The following is a 21,821-nucleotide window of genomic DNA, read 5'->3' as shown; positions in this document are numbered from 1 at the left end:
GGTCAGGCGGTCGCCGGCGGGGTGGTGAGCTGGTCGACCACCACCACGCTGGTGCCGGCGGGCACCTCGGCGAGCAGCTTTCGCTGGCCGCTGCGGGTCAGCCGGATGCAGCCGTTGGTGACGTTCTTGCCGAGCGGGTCGTCGGTGTACCAGCTGTGCAGTCCGATGTGCGCGCCGCGCAGGCCGGTCGGCACCGCGTCCGGGTCGTCGGGGATCGCGCCCAGGGCGAAGATGTCGACGCCGCCGTAGACGGACTGGGGCGGGGGCGTGCGGCCGAGGATGAAGGTGCGGCCGAGCGGGGTGGACTGCCCCGGCCTGCCGAGACTGACCTCCCAGGACCGCACCGCACGGCCGTTCCGGTACCAGGTGAGGCGGTGCGGCCGGCGCTCCACCACGATCTGGTCGGGCAGGTCGACCGTGCTCCAGCCGCCAGCCGGGAGCCAGGCGATCCGCCGGTTCGCCGAGGGCAGCAGCACGGCGGTCCAGCCGACCCGCCGGTCGACGATCGGCATGGTCAACTTCACGCCGCTGATGGTGGGGGCGAGGAAGGCCAGCGGCCGCCCGCCCGGCGCGTCGTACGCGGCGACGGCGCGGGTCGGCGTGAGTCCCGCGGTGAGCGGCCGGGTGTCGCCCGTGCCCGGGTCGGCGGGGAACCCGCGGGGTGCCGGGTCGTACGTGACCACCGGCAGGTCGTCCGGGGCGGGTGCCGCCGGTGGCACGGACTCCTGCGGCGTCGGGCTCGCCGTCGGTGACGGCGGCGCGGTGACGACGGGCGCGGCGGCCGGGACCGGGGCCGGGGCCGGGCTGCCGGTCAGCGTCCGCCCGACCAGCAGCGTGGCCACCAGCAGCAGCGGTACGCCGAGCGCGGCGATCAGCCAGCCGAGCGTCCAGCGCGAGGTCAATCGGTCAAACAGCACAAACGAGACTTTAATCGATGGCAGGCGGACGGCCCCGCGAATGAGCGTGCGCCGGTGCGGTGACCCGCCGGCCGGATTCGTCCCCGGCCGGCGGGTCGCCGGGTCGGTGGTGTCAGGGCAGCTTCGCTCCGACGTGGATGGCGACCGCGTCGTGGGCGTTGACGTTGGCGGCGAACCAGCCGCTGCCGTCCACGGTGATCACCGGGCCGCTGCACGAGCCGTTGCTGAAGTCGCCGTGGATGACGTCGCAGTACCGCCCGGCGGGCAGCCCGGTGTAGTACGAGCGGCCGGTGATCGCGAAGTCCTCGTCGTTGATGGTCAGGTAGCCCTTGCCGGCCCGGCTGAACGCGATGTGCTGCCAGCCGTTGTCGTACCAGTTGGCGACCGCGGCACCCTGGGTGGCGTTGTTGAAGGCGACCATGTTGGCGATGACCCGCCAGCGGTGCTCGCACTCCCAGCCGGAGTAGCAGGTGGTGTTGAGGGTCCTGTTGCCGGCGTCGGAGGGCGGACCCTGGTCCCGGTTGCTGTACGTGAAGCTGGACATCACCGCCGGGGTGCCGTACGGCCAGGCCAGCATGAAGGCGTTGGCCAGGGCGTACTCGCCACGGTCCCGGTAGGTCAGCACGCCGCCGTCGCGCTGGGTGTCGTGGTTGTCGGTGAAGACCACCGCCTGGCCGCCGGGCAGGTAGCCCCAGGACTCGCCGAAGTTCTTCAGGTACGCCAGCCGCTCGCTGTTGAACATCCGGGCCAGGTCCTTGCCGTACCGGAACTCGTGGACGTCACCGTTGCCGGTGTACTCGGTCGGCTGGATCGGCTCACCGGCGCCCCAGATGACCTCCTGCACGATGTACGCCGAGCGGGACAGCTTGCTCTTGATCGCGGCGATGTCGGCGGCCGGCATGTGCTTGCTGGCGTCCAGCCGGAACCCGTCCACGCCGAGCGAGAGCAGGTCGTTCAGGTAGCCGGCGAGCTTGGTGCGTACGTAGTCCGACTCGGTCTTGAGGTCGGCGAGGTTGACCAGTTCGCAGTTCTGCACCTCGTACCGGTCGTTGTAGTTGACGATGTCGTTGTTGCCGTTGCGACCGCAGTAGTGGAAGTCCTGCGAGCCGTAGTTGCCGGGGTAGTTGTAGTGGCCGTACGTGGTGCCGGCCCAGCCGGTGCCGCCGTTGTCCTGGCCGGACATGTGGTTGACGACGGCGTCCACGATCACCTTCACGCCGGCCGTGTGGCAGGTGTTCACCATGGACTGGAACTGCGCCCGGGTGCCCTTGCGCGACTCGATCCTGTAGCTGACCGGCTGGTACGCCAGCCACCACGGGTTGCCCGTGACGTGCTCCTGGGGCGGGGAGACCTGGACGTAGCCGTACCCCTTGGGGCCGAGCACGGTGGTGCACTCGTTGGCCACCGAGGTCCAGTTCCACTCGAAGAGCTGGACGATGACCTTCTTGCTGCCGGGGGTGGCCGCGGCGGCCGGGGATGGCGCCACGCTGGTCGGGACGAGCAGGCTGGCGGCCAGGCCGAGGGCGAGGACCGCTGAGCGGCGTCGACGTCGTTGCATCGGGGGACTCCTGCGGGGGATGGGGGACGGCGGTGTTGCGGCGCGGGAGCGGGACTTTCGGGTGCCGGCTTCTTGCAGCAACGGCTTGAAATTTTCGGCAAGATTACAAGCGCGTTGCAACGGCTGTCAATGTATGGAAATGCGTCGCTGCACTGCCTCGAAGTTCGGCCCGGACTGATCCGTCCGCGCCGTCCGTCCGTACTGGAGAAGGGAGCAGGGTCGGCCGGTGGGGCGCCGCCGCGAGACGATCGAGGAGCAGATGGCCCGGGCAGAGCAGAACCAGAAGGCCACGAAGGTCCGGACCACCAGCAGCAGCCGTGGTGCCCGGACGAGGTCGCGACCCGCGATGGTGGCGCTGGGCGCGTCCGCGCTCGCCCTCGGGTGGGCCGGCCTGGAACTCGCCGGCGCGGGTGGCGTCATGTACACGTACGGGTTCTTCTTCACCGAGTTCTTCGCCGGGGTCGTCGCCCTGGTCTCGCTCAGCCTCACCGTGATGCTCGGGCTGCTCGCCACCGACCGGCTGGTGCTGCTCATCCGGCACCGGGTGCTGCTCCAGTCCGCGCACCGGGCCACCGGAATCCTCGGCGCGGCCGGGCTGGCCGTCCACATCGTCACGAAGATCGCGATCGGCCGGGCCGCACCGACCGACGCCGTGGTGCCGTTCATCGGCGGCCGGGGCCTCTACGTCGGGCTGGGCACCGTCGCCGCCCTCCTCATGGCGAGCGTGCTCTGGACCGGTCTGATCCGGGTCCGGTTCGCCGGCGTCGGCCCCAAATGGCTCTGGCGGGCGCTGCACTCCATGGCGTACGTGTCCTGGCCGTTCGCCCTGCTCCACGGGCTCAACGCCGGCCGACCGGCGGCGTCCTGGGTGGTGCTGAGCTATCTCGCCTGCGTGCTGCTGGTGGTGGTGGCGCTGCTGGTCCGCCTCTCCGTCCACCTCGGGCGGCGCAGCCGCGAGCAGCACCAGGCCGCCGCGCTGAACCAGGCGATGGCCGGCCGCCCGGCGGAGGAACGTACGGGCCTCCTCGCCGGGCTGGGTCGTGGCCGCGCCGCCGGCCGGCAGGAGAGCCGGGCCGGCCGGGGCCGGGAGAGCGGCTGGGGCGAGGGCGGCGTGACCACCTGGGCCGCGCCGGCCGGTACCGCCCGCCGCCGCGACCCCGAGCGGTTCGCCGTGCCGGTGGTGCCCGAACCCGGGTCGCTGCGCGAGCCGGTCCGGGCGGCGGCCGAGGCCCGGCGGCGACGTACGGAGGTCCCCGCCGAGCGGGTGGTCGTGGGCTCGGCGGGCCCGGTCTCGGGCAGCTCGGTCTCGGCGGTGCCGCGCAGCGGCGGCGGCCGGCACAGCGCCGAGGAACAGGTGCCGGAAGAGCCGGACTACTGGCGCCCACCCGCCCGGTACGCCCCCGAGGAACTGCCCGTGGACGACACGCCGACCCTGGTCGACCTCGCCTCCCGACGGGCGCGGCGAGCGGCGGGGGAGAGCCGGTCGGCCCGCCGGCGGCGGGCCAGCGCCGAGGCGGTGGACGGGGCGTACTGGGCCGGTCTGCGGGGTGAGGCGAAGTGACCCGGACGACCGTGCCCCCGGTGGCCGGGGTCGGCGAGCCCCGGCTCACCGCCGGCTTCGCCGAGTACGGCCGGCTCGACCTGGCGGCCCACGAGGACGTGCACGGGCCGATCGGGCCGATGGAGCCGGCCGCGCTGCTCCGGCTCGCCGAGGCGATCGACCTCAAGGGCAAGGGCGGGGCCGGCTTCCCGTTCGCCCGCAAGCTGCGTGCCGTGCTCGAATCCTGCGAACGGCAGGACCTCGGCGCCGTGGTGGTGGTCAACGCCACCGAGGGGGAGCCGGCGAGCTGGAAGGACAAGGTCCTGCTCACCCGGGCCCCGCACCTCGTCCTGGACGGCGCGGCACTGGCCGCGTACGCGCTGGACGCCGAGGAGATCGTGATCGGAGTGGCCGAGGACGACGTGGGCCGGCCGTCGCTCACCGAGGCGCTGCGGGAACGCGGGATGCCGGTGCCGACGAGCATCGTCACCGTGCCGCACCGGTTCATCTCCGGCGAGGGCGGTGCCCTGGTCAACGGCATCAACGGCCTGCCGCACATCCCGCCCGGCACCAAGAAACGTTCCAGCGACTCGGGGGTGAACGGGCTTCCCACCCTGCTCTCCAACGCCGAGACGTACGCCCAGCTCGCCGTCGCCGCCCGGCTCGGCCCGTACGAGTACGCCGCCCTCGGCACCGACGACGAGCCGGGAACGGTGCTGCTCACCGTGACCGGGGCGGCGGCGCGACCGGCGGTGGTGGAGTGCGCCGCCGGCACCCCGCTGCGGGACATCCTCGACCTGTGCGAGGTGCCCGACGGACCGGGCATCCTGATGGGCGGCTACCACGGCAAGTGGATCACGTCCGAGGCGGCCGACCGGGCCGAGGTCTCCCGCAAGGGTCTCGCCGCCGTCGGCGGCACTCTCGGCGCGGGCATCATCGTGCCCCTGGCTCGGGACACCTGCCCGCTGGGCGAGGCCGCCCAGGTCGTCCGCTATCTCGCGGGCGAGTCAGCGGGGCAGTGCGGGCCGTGCAAGATGGGCCTGCCCGACCTGGCCCGCGCCGTCGATCTCGCGGTCGCCGGCAGCGCCCCGGTCGAGGTGGTGCGGGCCGCGGCCGGCGACGTGAAGGGGCGCGGAGCGTGCAGCCACCCGGACGGCACGGCCCGCTTCGCCCTCTCCGCCATGGAGGTCTTCGCGGAGGACCTGCGGCTGCACGCCACCGGTGAGGGCTGCGGCAAGCGGGTGAAGGGCGTGATGGGCCTGCCCGGGGCGCCCGACGCCAACCCGCGGAAGCTCACCCTGGACTGGTCCCGGTGCGACGGGCACGGGCTCTGCGCCCACGTGGTGCCGGACTTCATCCGGCTCGACGGCAACGGCTACCCGGCGTTCCCCGCCACGCCGGTGCCGACCTGGCTGCGGGAGGGTGCGCTCAAGGCGGTCAAGGTCTGCCCGGAACTCGCGCTCCGGCTGGTCAAGGCCGAGTAGTCAGACGACGGCGGGGGCGGGGCGGCGACCCCGCCCCCGCCGTCACTCGTCAGCGGTCAGCGGACCGGGGTGAGCCGGTCGGTGCCGAGCTTGTCGCGGAGCACCTCCGGCACCAGCACCGACCCGTCGGCCTGCTGGAACTGCTCCAGGATGGCCGGGAAGAGCCGGCTGGTGGCCAGCGCCGAACCGTTCAGCGTGTGCACGAACCGGGTCTGCTTGCCGCCTGGCTCCCGGTAGCGGATGGCCGCCCGGCGGGCCTGGTAGTCGCCGGCCCAGGAGACCGACGACACCTCCTTGTACTTGCCGGTGCTCGGCATCCAGACCTCGATGTCGAGGGTCTTCTTCATCGAGGCGCTGGCGTCGCCGGCCGCGAGCAGGCTGGTCTGGTAGTGCAGGCCCAGCCCCTCGACCAGGCTCTCCACGTGGGCGACCATCGCCGTCAGTGCGGTGTCCGCCTGCTCGGGCAGGGTGAACTGGAAGATCTCCACCTTGTTGAACTGGTGGCCCCGGACGGTGCCCCGCTCGTCCGAGTGCGAGCCGGCGGCCTCCCGCCGGTAGCACGGGGTGTAGGCGAACGCCTTCAGCGGCAGCTTCGCGGTCTCCAGGATCTCGTCCTGGAACGCCCCGAGGATTGCCGTTTCCGCGGTGGGCAGCAGGAACTGCCCGCGCGGTGCGGACTGCCGGTCCAGGTGGTAGACGTCGTCGTAGAACTTGGGGAACTGGCCGGCGGCGAAGCCGGCGCTGTCCAGCAGCAGGTGCGGCGGGAGGAGGAACTCGTACCCGGCCTGGATGTCCTGCTCGATCAGCCAGTTGAGCAGCGCCCACTCCAACCGGGCGCCCATGCCGGTGTACATCCAGAAGCCGGAGCCGCCCAGCTTCACACCGCGCTCGTGGTCGACCAGGCCGAGGGCGCGGCTCAGCTCCACGTGATCCCGGACCTTCTCGATGGCCGGCGGCCCGCCGAAGGTCCTGACGACCCGGTTCGCCTCCTTGCCACCGGCGACGACGTCGTCGGCGGGCAGGTTGGGCAGCTCGCTCATCGTGGTACGCAGCCGGGACTGCACCTCGTCCAGCTGGGACTCCAGCTCGGCGAGCTGCTTGCGCTCGGCCTCCGGCGCGGCCGGCTCCGGCGCGGTGCCGGATCGCTTGGCCTGCGCGTACGCCCGCGCCTCGGCCTTGCGGCGCTGCCGCTCGGCGTCGATCTCGCTGATCAGCGCGCGACGTTCCTGGTCGAGCCGCTGGATCTCGTCCAGCGCCCGGTTGACCTCGGCGGGATCCAGACGCTTCGCCAGCGCGGTCGCCACCGCCTCGCGATCCTTCCGGATCAACTCCATGTCGAGCATGCTGCTCCGTACGCCTCCGTCCAGGCAGTCAGGTAGGACTCTCAGATGCTACCGTCGCTGGCCCGTCGGCCCGGCTCCGCCCGGTGTCGGCCCGGCCGGCGATCGGCTCCCGCATCCTCACCGTCAGAGCCGGACCGGCATGAGGATGGAGAAGGCGTCCTCGTCGTCCGGCCGGCGGACGGCCAGCGGGGTGATCGGCCCGTCCAGCTCCAGTACGAGTTGCCCGCGGTCCCCGGCGTCCAGGGCGTCGAGCAGATACTCCCGGTTCACCCCGACCCGCATCCCGTCCGTCGTATCCGCCGTGGCCTCGTCCGGCGCGACGACGCGCAGCCCGCCCCGGTCGTCCAGGCCGAGCACGGTCACCTCGGCGGACACCCCGGCGTACTCGCGGAACAGCACCGGGGCGTCGTCGGCGGTCAGCGCGGCGCGCAGCGCGGCCACGTCGACCGGAATCCGGTACGTGGGCAGGCCGCCGACCTGGCCGTGCAGCAGCCGACGGTAGTCCGGGTAGTCGTACCGCAGCGCCTCGGCGGCCGTCGCGCGGCCGGCGACCGAGACCTCGACCCGGTCCGGCGCGACGGTCAGGTGCGCCTCCGGGGTGATCCCCGCGCCGGTGTCGAGCAGGGCGCGCAGCTCGTCCACCGCGTCCGCCGGCAGCAGCGCGTGGACCGCCGGGCCGTCGACCCTCCCGACCGCCCGGGCCACCGCCAGCCGGTGCCGGTCGGTGGCGACCAGCCGTACGCCGTCCGACTCCACCTCCAGCAGCACGGCGGACAGCGCCGGCAGTTCCGGGTCGGCGCCGACCGCGAACCGGACGGCGTCCACGGCGGCGGCCAGGTCGGCGCGGTCCAGCACCAGGCGGGTGGTCATGGGGATCTCCTCGGGATCGAGCAGGGCACGGATCCGGGAGAGTTCACGGCGGGCGTCGGCGAGGCCGTCCTCCAGCCGGCGCTGGTGCGCGTCCAGCAGCCGGTGGACCACCGCCGGCTCGTGCCGGTGCGCCAGCGCCTCGGCGATCCCGGCCAGCGGCATCCCGACCCGACGCAGCCCGGCCACGAGCCGGGCCGGGGCGACCTGGTCGTCGGTGTACCAGCGGTAACCCGTGGCCGGGTCGACCAGCGCCGGGACCAGCACGCCGGAGCGGTCGTAGAACCGCAGCGCGCTCACGGTCAGCCCGCTGGCCCGGGCCAGCTCGCCGATGCTGCGCAGTTCGCTCTCCACGTTCGGTGATCCTGTGGCCTCAACCCGGTCGAGGGTCAACCCCGACGCTCCACCACGCGGAAGGTGATGCCGGCGCGGGTGAGGCGGTCCAGCAGGGCGTCGCCCATCGCGGTCACCGTGGTCACCTGCCCGGCGGTGGGCGGCAGGTCGTCGAAGGCCAGGCAGAGGGCGGACTCGGCGAGCATCTTGGCGGTCTCGTCGTACCCGGGGTCGCCGCCGGCGACCTCGGTGACCACGGTCCGACCGCCACCCGTGCCGACGAACCGGACCCGGAACCACGACCTCGCCCGCCGCTCGGCGCTCGGCCCCTGCCCGGAGGAGAGCCGGCCGAGCAGCCAGCGCCGGGTCGGCGGCAGCCTCACCAGCCCGACCAGGCCGGCCAGGCCCACCCCGGCGGCCAGTACCGTCGGCAGCCGCTTCACCGCGGCGAAGTGGCGGTAGCGGAAGTCCGGGCCGTACTCCGGGCGGGCCGCCGCCGAGCGGCGGACGATCTGCGGGTCGATGGTGGGCAGCGGCACCGCCCACCGGCCGGTCTCCTTCGCCCGGCCCACGCGCCCGGGCACCGCGCGGACCCGGCGGCCCGCCGGCCGGGGCTCGACGGCCCGGCGCTCCTGCGCCGCCCGCCTCGTCTGGCCGCTGCGGGAGAACGCGAGCAGCGCCGAGTGGTACGTGCCGGCGGAGAAGCCGCCGCCGGCCCGGACGTGGCCGTCCACGGTGACCGGCCCGTCGGTGGGCAGCTCCTTGACGGTGAACCAGACGCCCAGGTCGTGCGGGACCGAGTCGAAGCCGCAGGCGTGCACCAGCCGCGCGCCGGTACGCACCGCCTCGGCGTGGTGCCGCACGTACATCAGGTCGACGAACTCCGGTTCGCCGGTGATGTCGACGTAGTCGGTGCCGGCGGCGGCACACGCCGCGACCACCGGCTCCCCGTGCCGGATGTACGGACCGACGGTGGTGGCGACCACCCGGGCGCGCTCCGCGACGGCCCGCAGCGACGCCGGGTCGGTGACGTCGGCGGTCAGCAGTGGCAGCTCGGACAGGCCCGGGTCGATCCCGGCGAGCCGGTCCCGTACGCCGGCCAGCCTGCCCGGATTCCGGCCGGCCAGGGCCCAGCGCAGCCCGGCCGGGGCGTGCCGGGCCAGGTACTCGGCGGTGAGGCCGCCGGTGAACCCGGTGGCACCGAACAGGACGAGGTCGTACGGGCGGTCGTCGCGCACCCGCCGAGTGTGCCACCCGCGGCGGCCCGGTTCACGGCGAGAAGACCGCCCGGACGCACCCGTCGGCCCGGTCGCGGAACAGCGCGTACCCGTCCGGGCCCCGCTCCAACGGCAGGTGGTGGGTGGCCAGGTGCTCGGTACGCAGCTCGTCGCGGGCCATCCGGTCCAGCAGCATCGGGATCCAGCGCTGCCCGTGCTGCCGGGCGCTGCGCACGGTCAGCCCCTTGTTCATCACCGCGCCGAGCGGGAACGTGTCGACGAACCCGGTCCAGGTGCCGAGCACCACCACCGTGCCACCCTTGCGGCAGGCGTGCACCGCCTCGCGTACCGCCAGCGGCCGCTCCGCTCCGCCGAGCCGGCCGGCCAGCAGGCCCGGCGGCTCGGCCGCCATGCCGACCGCCTCCACGCACACGTCCGGGCCCCGGCCGCCGCTGCGCTCCCGCAACTCGGCGGGTACGTCCACGTACCGGTAGTTGAGCGGTTCCGCGCCGACGTGCCGCTCGACCATCCGCAGCCGGTCGTCGTGGCCGTCGACGACGATCACCCGGTCGGCGCCGCGCAGCAGGGCGGCCCCGGCGGTGAGCTGGCCGACCGCGCCCGCACCCCAGACCGCCACCACGTCACCCGGCGTCACCCCACCCAGCTCGGTGCCCAGCCAGCCGGTCGGCGCGGCGTCCGAGGCGAACACCGCCCGGTCGTCACTGACCTCGTCCGGCACGGTGAACGCGCCGACGTCGGCGTACGGCACCCGCACGTACTCGGCGTGGCTGCCGGCGAAGCCGCCCAGCGGGCCGGGGTGGCCGTAGCAGCCGGCGGTGGGCTGGCCCCACGCCGACTCGGCCGCCGCCGCGTCGGTCGTGCCGTTGTCGCAGCAGGCGAAGAGGCCCTGCCGACAGAACCAGCACGCCCCGCAGGCGATCGTCGCGCAGACCACCACCCGGTCGGCGACCCGGTGCCGGCGTACCTCCGGCCCGACCTCGACCACCTCGCCGAGGAACTCGTGCCCGAGCACGTCCCCGGCGGCCAGGTACGGGATCCGCCCGGCCAGCAGCGGCAGGTCCGCCCCGCAGGTGGCGCTCCGCCGGACCCGGACGATCATGTCCTGGGCGTTGCGCAGCTCCGGGTCGGGAACCTGGCGTACCGCGAGCGCGTCGACACCCTCCCAGCACAGCGCCCTCACCCGGCGACCCCCGGGCGGTCCAGCCGGGAGCGGTCCGGCCGCAGCACCTCCCCGGTCTCCGCGAGCTGCTTGGCCGCCCGTAACGCCTGCCGGATGAACCGGCCGGGATCGTCCCCGACCAGGTGGGCGGCCAGGCCGGGCAGCCGTAGCTCGCCGCCGAGCGGCCGGGCGGCCAGCTCGGTGCCGCGCCCGCCGGGCGCCGGTCGGGCGTGCACCTCGACCGCCCCGTCGAGCCGGCGCAGCGGTTCCGGCCAGCGCCCGCGCGGCAGCACCTCCTCGGGCCGGCCCGCCACGGTCACCACCTGCCAGCGTCCGGGCCGCGGATCGGCGCCGGCCGCGTGCGGCCAGCGTTCCCGTCGGCGTACGAGGACGCGTGCCGCGCCCGCCGCCGCGAGGGCGAGCCCGCCACCGGCCAGCCGTGCCATCCGTGCCACCTGCCCCTCCCGTCGTCGCCGCCCGGCGGGCAGCCGGCCACGCGCCGCCGGCCGCCCGCGTACGTCCAGGGTGGGACCGGGCCGGGTGACGGGGGTTCGCCCCGAAGGGGTGAACCGGTTCGGGCGGGGTAACCGCAGCCCGCACCGACCGGGGGAGCGGGGCACGACGGGGGAGGGCCGCATGCCGGAGGAGGCTGACCGGGTCGAGGTCGCCGAGGCGCCGAGCGACGTCGCCGTGCCGTCGGCCGCGGCCGCCCGGCCCGGGGCACCGCCGCTGCTGGCGTCCCGGCTGGCCCCGGCCGCCCTGCCCGAACCGGTGCTGGTGCGGCCCCGGCTGCTGGACCGGGTGGAGCAGGGCGTGACCGGGCCGGTCACCCTGGTCTGCGCGCCGGCCGGCTGGGGCAAGACCACCCTGCTCGCCTCGTGGGCGCGGGCCGGCCGAACCGAGCCGCCGCCGGCCTGGGTGGCGGTGGAGGAGGGCGACACCGGGGAACGGCTCTGGTCGTACCTGGCGGCGGCGTTGCGGGCCGCCGCGGCGGGCGTACCGGACGAGGGGCCGCAACCGCCGGTGCCGGACAGCCCGCCCCGGCCCGACCAGCTCGAACTGCTCGCGGCGGCGCTCGCCGCCCGGGACCGCCCGGTACGGCTGGTCCTGGACGACCTGCACCGGATCACCGATCCGGCCGCGCTGACCGGGCTGGAGTTCCTGCTCCGCCACACCGACGGGCGGCTGCTGCTGGTGGCCGGCGTCCGGACCGATCCGCCCCTGGCCCTGCACCGGTGGCGGCTGGCCGGGGAGCTGACCGAGGTCGGACCGGACGACCTGGCGTTCACCGACGACGAGGTGGCGGACCTGCTGGTCGCGCACGGGGTGCCGCTGCCCGCCACGGCGGTGCCCCGGCTGCGGGAACGGACCGGCGGATGGCCGGCCGGGCTGCGCTTCGCCGCGCTGGCGCTGCGCGCCCAGGCCGACCCGGCCCGCGCCGTCGAACGGTTCGGCGGCGACCAGCCGGACGTCGCCGCGTACCTGCGGGACGAGGTGCTCGCCCCGCTGGATCCGGACGCCCGGGACGTGCTGCGGCGCAGCGCGATCGCCGCCGCCGTCTGCGCCGACCTCGCCGACGCGGTGACCGGACGGCCCGACGCCGGGCAGGTGCTGGCCGACCTGGCCCGCGCCGGCGGCTTCCTCCAGCAGGACGGCGGCACTCCGCCCTGGTACCGGTGCCACCCGCTGCTGGCCGACCTGCTCCACGACGAGCTGGGCCGGCTCGGCGCCGAGGAGCTGCGCGACCTGCACCTGCGGGCCGCCGGCTGGTACGCGGGCAACGACCGGCCGGCCGAGGCGCTGCGGCACACGCTGGCCGGGGGCGAGTGGAACCGGGCCACCGAGCTGCTGATCGCCCGGTGGCCGGAGCTGGCCCCGTACGAGCGGGAGGCGCCGGCGGGCCGACCGCCGCCCGAGCCACCCGCCGACGCCGTCCGCCGCGACCCGGAGCTGGCGCTGGCCTGTGCCGCCGAGCGGGCGTACGGCGGGGACGTCGAGGCGGCCGAGCACCACCTGCGGCGCGGCGTCGAGCACGCCCGGGGTCTGCCCGCCCCGCGTCGGGACCGGTTCCGCCGGCTGGCCACCGCACTGGAGCTGACCCTGGCCCGGCTCACCGGGGACCCTGCCGAGGTACGCCGTGCCGCCGGCCGGCTGCTCGCCACCCGTACCGCCACCGGGCCGGGGGACGATCCGCGGGCCGGGACCGGGGAAGACGCCGACGTCCGGGCGGTCGCCGACACCGCGCTCGGTCTGGTGGCGCTGGCCGAGGGCGAACTGCCCGCCGCCGGGGAGCGGTTCGCCGCAGCTCGGGCCGCCGCCCAGGTCGCCGGGCGAGGGCGTACGGAGTTGGTCGGCGCCAGCCGGTCGGCGCTGCTGGACGCGGCCCGGGGCGGGTTGCGGGCGGCCGAGGGGACCGCGCGGGAGACGCTGGCCACCCCGGCCTGCCAGGGCTGGTCCGCCCGGCTGGACTGCGGGTACGCGTACCTGGCGCTGGCCCTGGTGGCGTGGCACCGGGACGAACCGGCGGAGGCGGCGGCGCACCTGGCCCTCGCCGGCCCGGCCACGGCGGAGCCGGCGGCGGCGGCGCTGGCCGCGCTCTGCCGGGCCGAGCTGCTGGCCGGGGACGGCCGGTCGGCCGCCGCCCTGCGGACCCTCGCGGAGGCCCGGGCGCGGGTGCCGGGCCGGGAACTGGCCGCCTGGCTGACCGCCGCCGAGGCGCAGCTACGCGCGGGCGTCGGTGACGTGGACACCGCCCGGACGCTGCTCACCGAGGCGCTGCGCGGGTTCGACGCCGGGGACGCGGAGGCGGCGGCGCTGGGGGTGGCGCTGGCCCGGGTGGAGCTGCGCGCCGGCGGTCCGCGCGCCGCCGGGCCGGCGCTGCCCGACTGGGCCACGCCCGGCGCGGAGTCCTGGCCACTGCCGGTCCGGCTCGCCGCCGGCCTGCTCGACGCGGTGCTGGCCGCCGACGGCGGCGACGAGCGGCGGGCCGGGCGGGTCCTGGAGCAGGTGCTCGACCTGGCCGAGCCGGACGGCTACCGGCGGGTGTTCACCCGCGCCGAGCCGGGGGTACGCGACCTGCTCGCCGCGCACCTGGACTCCGGCACGGCGCACTGGGCGACGGTGAGCGACCTGGTACGCGGCGCGGACGAGCGGCGGGCCGACGAGCCGGCCGACCGGCGGGGCCGGCCGGAGCGGACGGGCCGGCCGGAGCGGACGCTGGACGAGCCGCTCACCGAGCGGGAACTGACGATCCTGCGCTACCTCCAGAGCATCCTGTCCAACGTGGAGATCGCCGGCGAGCTGTCGCTGTCGGTCAACACGGTGAAGACCCATGTCCGCAACATCTATCGCAAGCTCGACGCGACCCGCCGGCGCGAAGCGGTCCAGCGGGCCCGTGAGCTGCGGCTCATCTGACGGGTCAGGCGTTCGCGGCGGCGTCCACCGCGGCCAGCAGGTCCGCCAGGTCGTAGCCGCCGTCGTGGCGGACGTCGTTGACGAACAGGGTCGGGGTGGCGGTCACCCCGCTGCGGATGCCGCCGACGAAGTCCCGCCGGATCCGGTCGGCGTGGGCCTGCCGCCCCACCTCCGCGCCGATCTCGTCGGCCGGCAGCCCGAGCTGCTCGACGCCGAGCGACAGGTGCACCGGGTCCAGTTGGTCCTGGTGGTCGTAGAGCCAGTCGTGCATCTCCCAGAACCGGCCCCGCCGGGCGGCCGCCTCGGCCGCCTCCGCCGCGCTCTCCGCGTACGGGTGCACGTTGGCGATGGGGAAGTGCCGGTAGACCAGGCGTACGGTCTCGGCCCGCTGGCGCAGCACCTCGGCCAGGTTCGTGTGGGCGGACCCGCAGTACCGGCACTGGAAGTCGGCGTACTCGACGATGGTGACCGGCGCGTCGACGGGTCCCCGGGTGTGGTCGGCGTCGGTCACCGGTGCGCCCAGCCGCGCGGTGGTGACCTGCAACGGGGTGGTCATCGGGTGACCTCCCCGCCGGGCCCCACGGTCACGTGGTTGTGCACCTCCCGGATGCCGGGGGCGGACCACACCACCCGCTCGATCTCCTCGCGTTCCGGTACGGAGTGGACCAGCCCCGCCAGCACCACGGTGTCGCCGTGCACCCGGACGCTGATGCCCTCCGCCTCGGTGGCGCCGTTGCGGGCGAGCGCGTCCACGATCCGTTCGGCCAGTTGGTGCCCGTCGGGGCGGGTGCCCGGCCGGACGGTGATCCCGTTGCTCACCCCGCGTACGCCCTTGAGCCGGCCCACCGCCCGCTCGGCGGCCCGGCGCTGGTACTCCCACTCGACCTCGCCGTGCAGGGTGACCCAGCCGTCGGAGACGGTCACGTCCAGCGTCTCGATCGGCACGAAGGCGTCCCACTCCAGGGCCCGGCTGGCCGCCGTGGCGATCTCCGGGTCGCTCTTCTCGGCGGAGGTGGCGATCCGGACGGCGAGGTCGTTGGCGACCGCCCGGACCCGGGCCACCCGGTGCGCCGCCCGTTCGGCGGCCCACTTCTTGGCGTAGCTGTCCACCCAGCCGGTCAACGTCACCACGCCCTCGGAGACGGTCACCCCGATCTCGTTGGGGCGTACCCGGGGTTCCCAGGTCAGCTCGTCGAGGACGTCGGACTGGATGTCCTGGTCGGTGCGCGTGATGGTCGCGGTGGCCATCGGTGGCCTCCCTCTCGGGTCGGTTCGGGGCACGGGCGCTCCGTCACCGGCACGGGCGCCGCCATCCGTGATCCTGTCCCGACCCCGGGTGACCTGCCCTCACCCGGCCGGGGTGACTCGAATTAGTTGGGAGCGCTTCCAAATTCGGCGGCCCAGCGGTTAGGGTGAACATCCCTCGGCTGCGGGAGCCCGACATGCCGACGGGGAGCCCGGGCAGCTCCCCGATTCCCCCGTCCCACCACGGGCAACCGAGAGGAACCCGCCCATGCGCAGAAGTCTCGCCGGCGCGGTAGCCGCCGCGCTGGCCGCCACCGCGGCGGCCGTCGTCGTACAGTTCGCCGCCACCCCCGCCACCCCGGCCGCCGCCGCGGCGGCCGACCCGTACAGCTGGAAGAACGTCCGGATCGACGGTGGCGGCTTCGTCCCGGGCATCGTCTTCAACCAGACCGAGAAGAACCTGGTCTACGCGCGCACCGACATCGGCGGGGCGTACCGCTGGGAGCAGTCGACCCAGTCCTGGACGCCGCTGCTGGACTGGGTCGGCGCCGACAAGTGGGGCTGGAACGGCGTGGTCAGCCTCGCCACCGACCCGGTGCAGACCAACCGGGTGTACGCCGCCGTCGGCATGTACACCAACAGTTGGGACCCGAACAACGGCGCGATCCTGCGCTCGACCGACAAGGGCGCCACCTGGCAGGCCACCGCGCTGCCGTTCAAGAACGGTGGCAACATGCCCGGCCGGGGCATGGGGGAGCGGCTGGCCGTCGACCCCAACAAGAACAGCGTCATCTACTACGGCGCCGAGGGCGGCAACGGCCTGTGGCGCAGCACCGACTACGGGGTGACCTGGGCCAAGGTGGCCAACTTCCCGAACGTCGGCAACTACCGGGCCGACCCCAACGACAGCACCGGCTACCAGAGCCAGAACCAGGGCCTGACCTGGGTCAGCTTCGACAAGAGCACCGGTACGTCCGGCAACGCCACGCAGACCATCTACGTCGGCGTGGCGGACAAGCAGAACCCGGTCTACCGCACCACCAACGGCGGCACCACCTGGGAGCGGATCGCCGGCCAGCCCACCGGCTACCTGGCCCACAAGGGTGTGGTCGACCCGGCCGGCGGCTACCTCTACATCGCCACCAGCGACACCGGCGGCCCGTACGACGGCGGCAAGGGTGACGTGTGGAAGTTCAACCGGGCCACCGGCGCCTGGACGCAGATCAGCCCGATCCCGTCGTCCAGCAGCGACGCGTACTTCGGCTACTCCGGCCTGACCATCGACCGGCAGAAGCCGAACACCCTCATGGTGGCCACCCAGGTCTCCTGGTGGCCGGACGCGATCTTCTGGCGTAGCACCGACGGCGGCGCGACCTGGACCCGGATCTGGGACTGGTCCAGCTACCCGAACCGCACCAAGAAGTACACCATGGACATCAGCTCGGTGCCGTGGCTGACCTTCGGCGCCAACCCGCAACCGCCGGAGGAGACCCCGAAGCTGGGCTGGATGAACGAGTCGCTGGAGATCGACCCGTTCGACAGCAACCGGATGATGTACGGCACCGGCGCGACCATCTACGGCAGCACCGACCTGACCAAGTGGGACACCGGTGGGCAGTTCACGGTCAAGCCGATGGTCAAGGGCCTGGAGGAGACCGCCGTACTCGACCTGATCAGCCCGCCCTCGGGCGCCCCGCTGGTCAGCGGGCTGGGCGACATCGGCGGCTTCCGGCACACCGACCTGAACACGGTGCCGGCCATGATGTTCACCCAGCCGGTCTTCACCAGCACCACCAGCCTGGACTACGCCGAGACCAAGCCGGCGGTGATGGTCCGGGCGGGCAACTTCACCGCCTCGGACCGGCCGAACGACCGGCACGTCGCGTTCTCCACCGACGGCGGCGCGAACTGGTTCCAGGGCAGCGAGCCGGGCGGGATCAACAACGGCGGCACGGTGGCGGCGTCCGCCGACGGCAGCCAGTTCGTGTGGGCGCCGGGCGACGCCGGCAAGCAGGTGGTCCGCTCGGTCGGCTTCGGCAACTCGTGGACCGCGGCGACCGGCATCCCGGCCAACGCGATCATCGAGTCCGACCGGGTCAACTCGAACAAGTTCTACGGGTTCAGCGGCGGGAAGTTCTACGTCAGCACCAACGGCGGGGCCAGCTTCACCGCCAGCGCCGCCACCGGCCTGCCGACCACCGGCGTGAAGTTCAAGGCGCTGTTCGGCGTGGAGGGCGACGTCTGGCTGGCCGGCGAGGGCGGCCTCTGGCACTCCACCAACTCGGGGACCAGCTTCACCAAGGTCACCGGCGTTAGCACCTCGATCAACGTCGGCTTCGGCAAGGCGGCGCCCGGGCAGACGTACCCGGCGCTCTTCGTCATCGGCACGGTCGACGGCCAGCACGGCGTCTACCGTTCCGACAACTCCGGCGGCAGCTGGGTGCGGATCAACGACGACCAGCACCAGTACGGCAACGCCGGCGAGGCGCTGACCGGGGACCCGCGCGTCTACGGCCGGGTCTACCTCGGCACCAACGGTCGGGGCATCCTGGTGGCGGACCGGCTCGGCGGCACGCCGCCGCCGACGACCGCGCCGCCGACCACCGCGCCGCCGACCACCCCGCCGCCCACGACCGCGCCGCCCACGACCGCGCCGCCCACGACTGCGCCACCCACGACTGCGCCACCCACCACCGCGCCGCCGACGAGCACGCCGCCGCCGGCCGGCGGCTGCACGGCGACCTACCAGGTGACCAACTCGTGGGCGGGCGGCTTCCAGGGCGAGGTGACGGTCCGCAACAACGGGTCGCCGACCAGCGCCTGGTCGGTGGCCTGGAACTTCGCCAACGGGCAGCAGATCACCCAGCTCTGGGGTGGGACGTACACCCAGAACGGCAGTCTCGTGGTGGTCAAGGACGCCGGCTACAACGGGGCCCTCGGTACGGGGGCCACCACCAGCTTCGGCTTCCTCGCCAGCTGGACGGGTACCAACTCGGTGCCGTCGTTGAGCTGCACCGCGACCGTCGCCCGCTGACCGGGCCCGTACGCGGTGGCCGTCCCGTACCCGGGGCGGCCACCGCCGCGTCCGCGCCGACGGCGGTTCCCCCGGCTCGCCGGACCCGCCGTCGGCGGGTGCGGATCAGCCGTCCCGGTCGGCCGGGGAGTTCGGCCGGTCCACGTCCACGAACTCGATCTCCTCGACGTCGGACAACCGGCTCCCGGCGGCCCGGGCAGCGGTGCCGGCGGCCCAGCCGATCGCGGCGCCGACCAGCGCGGCACCGACCAGCAGCGCCCAGGGCAGCGCCGGCCGCCGGCCGGCCAGCGCGTCGAAGGCGAGGGTGGCCCGGCGGCGGGCCTCGCCGGCGGCGGAGCCGACCAGTTCGGTGGCATCCTCGGCCAGGCCCGACCCGTTGCGCCGGGCGGTGCGGGCGGCATCGCGGGCACCGTCCCCGGCGGAGCCGGCGGCGTCGAGCAGCTGCCGCCACGCGTGGTCCGTGATCCGCTCGGGCTTGCCGCGGCGGTCAAGCAGGGTCGTTCCGAACATGTGTTACCTCCTCGGGGGGTGAAGCCCGGCGGCCACTTCGGACTTCGACGGTCATCCTGCGGGTGACGTTTCGCTCACTCGGGCAGTGCCCCGCCCGCGGTCGCCGCAAACCCTCCCAGGTCAGGCGCGATCGATGGGGCGGTACGGGACCAACCGCCCGAACGCGCCGGGACCGGGTGCGAGCCGGACGGGCGGCGGGCCGCTACCCTGAGTCGGCGGATCGGCCGGCCGTGGTCGGTCGTTGGACGGTGTGAACCCGTCGTCCGGAAGAAACAGGAACTGGAGGATCCGGATTGGGATGCCCAGGTGTGCCCAGTCCGCGAATTGCCCATCCCGAGGGGTGGCGACCGAGGCCATCAGAGGAATACTCTCGGTCGCGGCCCGCGTACTGATGAGGCGCCCGTACGGGCGAGTGGAGGTGCTCGCGTGAGCCTGTCGATCGTGCAGTCGGTGTTGCCGGGTGGTGTCATCCAGATCGCGCCGCGAGGCGAGATCGATGTCGACACCGCGTACGAGGTGCGGGAAGCGATCGCCGAGGTGCTCGCGAAGGGCCGTCCGTCCCGGATCGAGCTGAACATGCGGCTGGTCACCTTCATCGACTCCGTCGGCATCAGCGCGATGGTTGCCGGTTTCCAGACCGCCGAGGTCAGCGGTGTGAAGCTGGTGGTCACCGAGCCGAGCCGGTTCGTGCACCGTCAGCTCTGGGTCACCGGACTGCTGGGCCTCTTCGGCGCACCCGAGCCGTACTTCGCCGACAGCACCCCTCAGGTGCTGCCCGGCGCCTGAGCCGGCCCGGTTCCGGGACCGCCCGTCGACCGTTGCCAGCCGGCCCCGGTTACGGGACGATCATGCGGACCGCCGACGGCAAGGGAGTACGGCGTGCTCAGCAGCGACAGTTTTAGCTACACCGTGCAGGCCCGCTGCACCCGGGCGGACGCGGTGGCCCTGCTCAGTGACCTGACCCGCCAGGGCGAGCTGCACCCGCTGATCGTCCGGGTCCGCCAGTTGCCGCCCCGACCCGGCGCGCTGGCCAGCTACGCGATCACCGACCGGCTGGAGCTGGGGCCGCTGCACTTTCCGGTCACCTACCAGGCGGACGTGCTGGTCGCCACCGAGGACGAGGTGGTGACGGTGGCCCGCCAGCAGCCCGCCACCACGGTGCGTAACCACACCCGGCTGCGGGACGAGCCGGGCGGCGTGGTGCGCATCGACGTCGAGATCACCCTCTCCGCCCCGGCGCCGCTGTTCGGGTACGCCTTCCGGCAGGCCCGGGCGGCCCACCTCGGCCTCGCCAGCCGGCTCGGCGCCACCCTGGAGGAACAGGCGGGCTGAGTCAGCGCCGTCGCCCCGCCGCCACCGGACGGCGGGCCGCCGGGTTGGCCGGGCGCAGCTGTCCCCACGGCTTGTAGGTGGACAGCACGGTCATGACGATCAACAGGGTGCTGGAGACCGTCGGCGGGATGATCAGGTCCAGCCGGTCCCGGGTGGCGAGGTCCGGCCCCAGTTCGCCGAGCCGGCGCACCGTCGGGGTGAGCAACAGCAGCACCAACCCCAGCATCGCCGTGGTGATCGCGAACTTCACCAACACCCAGCGCCAGCGCAGCAGGCCCCACGGGGTGAGCAGCGCGCTGGTCAGCCCGACCAGCCAGACCAGCACGCTCAGCGGGGCGAAGAGCCAGGTGGCCAGCAGGCCCGCGGCCGGGTAGACCACCTCGGGGTCGGCCCCGCGCAGTCCGGCCACGCCGAGGGCGAGCAGCACCAGATCGGCGCCGAGCCAGCCGAGCGAGGTGACCAGGTGCAGGGTGAGCAGGGCCTTGCGCCCGGCGGGAGAGAGTCGGCTCATACCCCGATGCTCGGTCGTCGCCGGCCCGGCGTCGTGGGGCGCGCGGCGACATCCGGCGTACGTCGGTGGGCGTAGCCGGTCCGCCGGCGGCGGGCTCAGTACACCGACAGGTGCACGTGGTTGGTGTGGTCGCTGGACGGGTCGCCGTTGCCGCCGCTGTACGCCTTCCACCCGCTGCTGGGCAGCCAGATCTGCTTGTACCAGATCACGTAGAGCACGGCGAGCGGGTCGGCGTTGCGGATGAAGTACGCGGCCAGGTTGTTGCCGTACGTCTTGTCGCCGCCGGTGGCCACCCCGCCGAAGCCGTCCTTCTGCGCGGCGAAGTCGCAGGCCCGGCCCTTCGGGTGTTCGCCGGAGCCACTGGGCCGGTAGCAGGAGACGTACCGGGTGAACCCGGCCGCCTTGGCCTGCTGGAGCGCGTGCAGCATGCGCGGGGTGATGCAGCCGTTGGCCGGGGTCGGGTCGTTGACGCTGCACGACTCCGCGGGCCAGGAGCCGTCGGCGTTGCGCGGGGCCGGGGTGGCGTTGGCGCGGGACGTGCCCTGCACGCTGCCGCCGTTGGCGGTGGTGCTGGCGGCGGCCCGCCTGTTGGCCACCTCCAGCGCGCGTTCGGCCTGTTCCTTGCGCTTGGCCATCACCGCGACCTGCCGGCGCTGCTCCTGGATCTCGCCGTTCAGCGCCGCCTGGGTACGGGTTGCCTGGTCCCGGGTGTCGATCAGGTCGCGCAGTGCGCGGTCCTCGTGCGCGGCGACCTGTTGCAGGGTGGCGGCCCGGTCCATGAAGCCCTGCGGGCTGCTGCTGTCGAGCAGCGCCGCGGCGGTGCCGAGCCGTCCGCTCCGGTACGCGACCCCGGCGATCTCGCCGACCTTGGCGTCGCGTACGCCCAGCTCCTCGTTGATCGTCTTGAGCTGGGCGGCGAGCTGCTGCTGCCGCTTCACCGACTGGTTCAACGCCGCCCGCGCCTCCAGCCAGCCCTTGCTGGCCGCGTCGAGCTGGGCGCGCAGCGCCGGGGTGCCGCCCTCGTCGTCGCCGGGCGCGGCGGCGAGCAGGCCGGTCGGGGCGGTCGCCGAGGCGGGGGAGACCGGCGCGGTCGCGATGCCGAGGGCGAGCGCCGCGACGAGCAGGGCCGCCAACCGGGCGGCCGTCCGTCGTGCAGGTGGCATTCCAGGTGTCCTTCCGTCAACCGCCGACCGGGTTAGCTGACGGGTTCGGGACGGAAGATCCCTACCGCTGACGCGGATGCACCCCAGGAACGTGGTTCCCCGGCTCGCCGAGCTGTGGCGATTAGGCGACGGCCGCCACCGGCGACGCGCTGCGCCACCTGCGGAGACCGCGA

At 74.3% G+C, this 21,821-nt stretch carries 18 protein-coding genes and 1 riboswitch; of the genes, 6 read left to right on the top strand and 12 right to left on the bottom strand.

Annotated elements, in window-relative coordinates:
* Positions 1-2: 2 nt before the first annotated feature.
* Both GA0070621_RS16680 and GA0070621_RS16675 read right to left on the bottom strand, forming a co-directional pair.
* Complete coding sequence (locus GA0070621_RS16680; protein ID WP_091196723.1) at positions 3-917, bottom strand: L,D-transpeptidase; 915 nt, start codon at positions 915-917, stop codon at positions 3-5.
* 112 nt (positions 918-1,029) lie between these two features.
* Positions 1,030-2,475: an alpha-amylase gene (locus GA0070621_RS16675; protein WP_091196721.1), complete on the bottom strand. Its 1,446-nt coding sequence runs from the start codon at positions 2,473-2,475 to the stop codon at positions 1,030-1,032.
* Positions 2,476-2,701: 226 nt separating this feature from the next.
* On the opposite strand from GA0070621_RS16675, the gene GA0070621_RS16670 reads away from it, so the two are divergent.
* Both GA0070621_RS16670 and GA0070621_RS16665 read left to right on the top strand, forming a co-directional pair.
* The gene (locus GA0070621_RS16670) at positions 2,702-4,036 is read left to right on the top strand and encodes a hypothetical protein (RefSeq protein ID WP_167666985.1); all 1,335 of its coding nucleotides are present in this window, start codon (positions 2,702-2,704) and stop codon (positions 4,034-4,036) included.
* Complete coding sequence (locus GA0070621_RS16665; protein WP_091196718.1) at positions 4,033-5,499, top strand: NADH-quinone oxidoreductase subunit NuoF family protein; 1,467 nt, start codon at positions 4,033-4,035, stop codon at positions 5,497-5,499. Before GA0070621_RS16670 ends, GA0070621_RS16665 begins: the two co-directional genes overlap by 4 nt.
* 56 nt (positions 5,500-5,555) lie before the next feature.
* On the opposite strand, the gene serS is transcribed toward GA0070621_RS16665, so the two are convergent.
* The 5 genes from serS to GA0070621_RS30935 all read right to left on the bottom strand — a co-directional run bounded on the left by serS (position 5,556) and on the right by GA0070621_RS30935 (position 10,894).
* Positions 5,556-6,842: a serine--tRNA ligase gene (gene serS / locus GA0070621_RS16660; protein ID WP_091196717.1), complete on the bottom strand. Its 1,287-nt coding sequence runs from the start codon at positions 6,840-6,842 to the stop codon at positions 5,556-5,558.
* A gap of 123 nt (positions 6,843-6,965) precedes the next feature.
* On the bottom strand, positions 6,966-8,051 hold the full coding sequence (locus GA0070621_RS16655) for a DNA polymerase III subunit beta family protein (protein ID WP_091202519.1): 1,086 nt from the start codon (positions 8,049-8,051) through the stop codon (positions 6,966-6,968).
* A gap of 47 nt (positions 8,052-8,098) precedes the next feature.
* Entirely contained in the window at positions 8,099-9,280 is a 1,182-nt protein-coding gene (locus tag GA0070621_RS16650; protein ID WP_091196715.1) for a saccharopine dehydrogenase family protein, read from the bottom strand.
* Positions 9,281-9,311: 31 nt separating this feature from the next.
* A complete protein-coding gene (locus GA0070621_RS16645; RefSeq protein WP_091196713.1) occupies positions 9,312-10,460 on the bottom strand; it encodes a zinc-dependent alcohol dehydrogenase in 1,149 nt (382 codons plus the stop codon).
* Entirely contained in the window at positions 10,457-10,894 is a 438-nt protein-coding gene (locus tag GA0070621_RS30935) for a hypothetical protein (protein WP_231920964.1), read from the bottom strand. The genes GA0070621_RS16645 and GA0070621_RS30935 overlap by 4 nt, the downstream gene beginning before the upstream one ends.
* Positions 10,895-11,075: 181 nt before the next feature.
* Here GA0070621_RS30935 and GA0070621_RS16640 point away from each other — a divergent pair, with 181 nt between their 5' ends.
* On the top strand, positions 11,076-13,853 hold the full coding sequence (locus tag GA0070621_RS16640; protein WP_167666981.1) for a LuxR C-terminal-related transcriptional regulator: 2,778 nt from the start codon (positions 11,076-11,078) through the stop codon (positions 13,851-13,853).
* Between the two features lie 4 nt (positions 13,854-13,857).
* Here the strand turns inward: GA0070621_RS16640 and GA0070621_RS16635 are convergent, their stop codons facing one another.
* Positions 13,858-14,409 (bottom strand): DsbA family protein, encoded by a 552-nt coding sequence (locus GA0070621_RS16635; protein WP_091196709.1) that lies wholly within the window; start codon positions 14,407-14,409, stop codon positions 13,858-13,860.
* Positions 14,406-15,101: a BON domain-containing protein gene (locus GA0070621_RS16630; protein ID WP_091196707.1), complete on the bottom strand. Its 696-nt coding sequence runs from the start codon at positions 15,099-15,101 to the stop codon at positions 14,406-14,408. Before GA0070621_RS16630 ends, GA0070621_RS16635 begins: the two co-directional genes overlap by 4 nt.
* A 265-nt stretch (positions 15,102-15,366) precedes the next feature.
* On the opposite strand from GA0070621_RS16630, the gene GA0070621_RS16625 reads away from it, so the two are divergent.
* Complete coding sequence (locus GA0070621_RS16625) at positions 15,367-18,132, top strand: cellulose-binding domain-containing protein (RefSeq protein ID WP_091196705.1); 2,766 nt, start codon at positions 15,367-15,369, stop codon at positions 18,130-18,132.
* A gap of 105 nt (positions 18,133-18,237) precedes the next feature.
* On the opposite strand, the gene GA0070621_RS16620 is transcribed toward GA0070621_RS16625, so the two are convergent.
* Positions 18,238-18,642 (bottom strand): hypothetical protein, encoded by a 405-nt coding sequence (locus GA0070621_RS16620; RefSeq protein WP_091196704.1) that lies wholly within the window; start codon positions 18,640-18,642, stop codon positions 18,238-18,240.
* A gap of 426 nt (positions 18,643-19,068) precedes the next feature.
* Here GA0070621_RS16620 and GA0070621_RS16615 point away from each other — a divergent pair, with 426 nt between their 5' ends.
* Both GA0070621_RS16615 and GA0070621_RS16610 read left to right on the top strand, forming a co-directional pair.
* A complete protein-coding gene (locus GA0070621_RS16615) occupies positions 19,069-19,428 on the top strand; it encodes an STAS domain-containing protein (protein WP_091196702.1) in 360 nt (119 codons plus the stop codon).
* Between the two features lie 93 nt (positions 19,429-19,521).
* A complete protein-coding gene (locus tag GA0070621_RS16610) occupies positions 19,522-19,974 on the top strand; it encodes an SRPBCC family protein (protein ID WP_091196700.1) in 453 nt (150 codons plus the stop codon).
* Position 19,975: 1 nt separating this feature from the next.
* Here GA0070621_RS16610 and GA0070621_RS16605 read toward each other — a convergent pair whose 3' ends face one another.
* The gene (locus GA0070621_RS16605) at positions 19,976-20,485 is read right to left on the bottom strand and encodes a hypothetical protein (RefSeq protein WP_091196699.1); all 510 of its coding nucleotides are present in this window, start codon (positions 20,483-20,485) and stop codon (positions 19,976-19,978) included.
* Positions 20,486-20,580: 95 nt separating this feature from the next.
* A complete protein-coding gene (locus tag GA0070621_RS16600) occupies positions 20,581-21,648 on the bottom strand; it encodes a coiled-coil domain-containing protein (RefSeq protein ID WP_091196697.1) in 1,068 nt (355 codons plus the stop codon).
* Positions 21,649-21,654: 6 nt separating this feature from the next.
* Positions 21,655-21,786, bottom strand: a riboswitch (cyclic di-AMP (ydaO/yuaA leader).
* Between the last annotated feature and the right edge of the window lie 35 nt (positions 21,787-21,821).

The sequence above is a fragment of the Micromonospora narathiwatensis genome (assembly GCF_900089605.1).
GTDB classification, from domain to species: domain Bacteria; phylum Actinomycetota; class Actinomycetes; order Mycobacteriales; family Micromonosporaceae; genus Micromonospora; species Micromonospora narathiwatensis.
The sequence above is the reverse complement of the archived record's forward strand: the minus strand, read 5'-3'. Positions and strand labels throughout refer to the sequence as shown.

What these genes read in the sequence shown, in the direction of transcription:
- GA0070621_RS16630 (WP_091196707.1), bottom strand. Translation starts at nt 15,101, where the DNA reads ATGGCCACCGCGACCATCACGCGCACCGACCAGGACATCCAGTCCGAC.
- GA0070621_RS16640 (WP_167666981.1), top strand. Translation starts at nt 11,076, where the DNA reads ATGCCGGAGGAGGCTGACCGGGTCGAGGTCGCCGAGGCGCCGAGCGAC.
- GA0070621_RS16620 (WP_091196704.1), bottom strand. Translation starts at nt 18,642, where the DNA reads ATGTTCGGAACGACCCTGCTTGACCGCCGCGGCAAGCCCGAGCGGATC.
- serS (WP_091196717.1), bottom strand. Translation starts at nt 6,842, where the DNA reads ATGCTCGACATGGAGTTGATCCGGAAGGATCGCGAGGCGGTGGCGACC.
- GA0070621_RS16635 (WP_091196709.1), bottom strand. Translation starts at nt 14,409, where the DNA reads ATGACCACCCCGTTGCAGGTCACCACCGCGCGGCTGGGCGCACCGGTG.
- GA0070621_RS16675 (WP_091196721.1), bottom strand. Translation starts at nt 2,475, where the DNA reads ATGCAACGACGTCGACGCCGCTCAGCGGTCCTCGCCCTCGGCCTGGCC.
- GA0070621_RS16605 (WP_091196699.1), bottom strand. Translation starts at nt 20,485, where the DNA reads ATGAGCCGACTCTCTCCCGCCGGGCGCAAGGCCCTGCTCACCCTGCAC.
- GA0070621_RS16625 (WP_091196705.1), top strand. Translation starts at nt 15,367, where the DNA reads ATGCGCAGAAGTCTCGCCGGCGCGGTAGCCGCCGCGCTGGCCGCCACC.
- GA0070621_RS16600 (WP_091196697.1), bottom strand. Translation starts at nt 21,648, where the DNA reads ATGCCACCTGCACGACGGACGGCCGCCCGGTTGGCGGCCCTGCTCGTC.